We start from the raw sequence: 2,628 nt of genomic DNA on the forward strand, positions 1-2,628 counted from the left end.
TGTTTTCGAAAAAATCAGCCACCAACTAACGTAAAATTCAAATCTTATCAATAGCTTAGCTTGCAGGTTATGGGTAACTTATTTTGAAAACAGTACACTAGTCGTGGCTGTGCTGAAGGATCGGCATAGATTTGGCGGGCAACTCGATACTGTAGGATTCTGGCGAGCAGCAGAGGGGATATTTGCCCATGCGCGAAATGAAGGGCCTGCAAGATGTAGGGAGGGATCGCTACCTGATGGTCCAGTTCTTCGGCGAGCATGATTGCAAACCAGCCTTTCCCTTCATACTCAGCCATCAACAGCGCACGAAAACCTACTAAGTGAGGCTGACCTGATCGAAGGGCTTCCACCGCTTCATTGATAGTGTGCGGCGCTTTATAGACCTTGCTCGCTGCTCGAACAAACGCCTCCTCGTTGCCCGCTGAGACTAGGTCAACTTCAAAGGTGTGTGGTGCATAGAAGGCCGAGACCCAAGGGTTTCCAGCGACAAAGGCATCGAGACCAACCTTGCGTTCGGCGCCAGCTTTTTGGGAAGCTATCGCCTTGCGCTTCTTGCTTGCCAGAAACTCAAGGTCAGTGGGCTGCGGCGTCACATCAAAGAAGGTGGTATCAAGGTCAGTGACTATCGCACAGCGTTTGCGGATTCGGAGGTCGTGAAAAAGGACTGCGACATTTTTGAACCCCGTGCTGCGTATATTGATGACACTAATACCCAACTCATCAACGCTCAACCCAAGCACCTTTTTCACCAAGATCGGGATCAGTATCTCCTCCGCATCGCCTTCAACGAGCAGCACGCTTTTAGCGAAGAGTAAATTGCTACGGACGGCATCCAGATATCTCTGGATGCTTCTCACCTCTGATGGTTCAAGCCCCGTAGCGGGTTGATAAGCTTCGCAATATGAGCCTTGCCGTCCCAGAATGTTGACATTAGTGACATTGCTCACTTCGGAGATGTGGGTCGAATGCGTCGTGTAGATAATCTGGGCATCGCTGTAGGAAATACGGTCGAACAGAGTCTTCTGGATATGGGTGTGGATGTGCGCTTCGGGCTCTTCGATAAGCAGAAAGTTGGCAATGGCAAGCTTCTCACGCTGATACTTGAACTCAAGAAGCTTCAGCGTCAAGTAGATGAGGTTTGCTCCGCCCAAGCTCAGCTCGTGGATGCCACCGTCATACCCGTCATCGGCCTCGCCTACAAAAAGGCGCAGCGACTGAAATAATTTTTCTGCCTCGTCTGGTAGGTCCGATTTAATCGAAAGCGAAGCAGGCGAGTAGGTTTCTCCGGCCGCATCCTTGATCGTCTCGCGGATGTGGTTACGAACAGACTGCACGTCTTCGAGCCCTTCGATAGAGGCATTCAGGTCTCTGACCATCTGGGTTATAGGAAGCATCGACACTGGATCGATCTCCCCACTCTTGCTCTTGAGTAGGGCAAACAACGGGTTCGTTCGGTTGTTGTGAAACTCGGCCACGACATCCCGAAGGGCCTGGATGAAGGTCAGTGACACTTCTTTCGTAACCGACAAAAATCCGGGTACTTTAGCCCCGATCTCAGGAAATTCTGTCTCGGCGCTGAAACTGCACACATCGAAATCGCCAACGATTGATCGGTAGACAGAAGGGTCGCTGAAGTTGGCGCTACTTCTTCCTGTGAACACGGTTTCGTAGTCGTCAATCGTGATGGCATTGCGTATTTCGGTAAGCTCCTCATCATCGAAATCACCTAATGCAGCCAGCTTGAGCCGGATCTCCTTCTTCGGACGGAAGATGAGGTTATAGGTGGCTTTAGCAAGCGGTCCGTCTTCGAACGCAGCCGTGCCGTGAAGAAATAGCGCCTGCACGGCCTCGTCGGCGCTGATCTCTTCGAACTCCACACTAATTATGATCCAGTGGCCTCGCCATTCGCCGAGCGATCGGCAAAAGTCAGACTCTTCCAATCGATAGGCGGCGCGCACCATAGTGTCGTCCAGTAGTAAACGGATTGCGCGAAGGATATTGGACTTACCTGAGCCATTCTCACCGATGATGGTGTTGACGCCCCGCTGAAATTTCAGCGTTGTGTTGCTGAAGTTTCGGTAGTTCACCAAAGTCATTTTGGAAATGTGCATAATTCTCCAGAGCGCCAACGCCCATGAACAGCCTTGTCCGTTTGTAAACGATGGTAACGTGAGAGGCATCATATTCCCACAGAAACCGCTTTCAGGCGCCCAGCAGTGCGCAGCGATTACGCTGCTCAGCAATAGTTTTATCACATGAGACGATGGGGCAATGGGGCACGAAACGTTGTTTGATGTGCTAATGAATAGCTGACTCAACGAGCATTCTCTACGGGTGTAGGATATTCAAAACCTAATCAGATACAGCCTCTACGTCCCCAACGATCACCATCAAAGCATTGAGAGGGCTTTGCTGGCGGGCTTTTAGGGCGACTGGCTCATTGCAGCTCACATTATCCCATCTCAGTTCGAATAATTGATGAGGCATGTGGTTGGACTCGCGGGTGGAATGAAGTCCATGCTCGAACCTAGTGTACTGTTTTCGAAATAAGTTACCCATAACCTGCAAGCTAAGCTATTGATAAGATTTGAATTTTCCGTTAGTTGGTGGCTGATTTTTTCGAAAACA

General features: G+C 50.3%; 1 protein-coding gene. It reads right to left on the reverse strand.

What is annotated here, in order from left to right:
- Positions 1-47 precede the first annotated feature (47 nt).
- Positions 48-2,111 (reverse strand): ATP-dependent nuclease, encoded by a 2,064-nt coding sequence (locus tag DW49_RS0122260; RefSeq protein WP_024421409.1) that lies wholly within the window; start codon positions 2,109-2,111, stop codon positions 48-50.
- Between the last annotated feature and the right edge of the window lie 517 nt (positions 2,112-2,628).

Origin of the sequence: Pseudomonas avellanae BPIC 631, assembly GCF_000444135.1 — a bacterium.
Lineage (GTDB): Bacteria > Pseudomonadota > Gammaproteobacteria > Pseudomonadales > Pseudomonadaceae > Aquipseudomonas > Aquipseudomonas avellanae.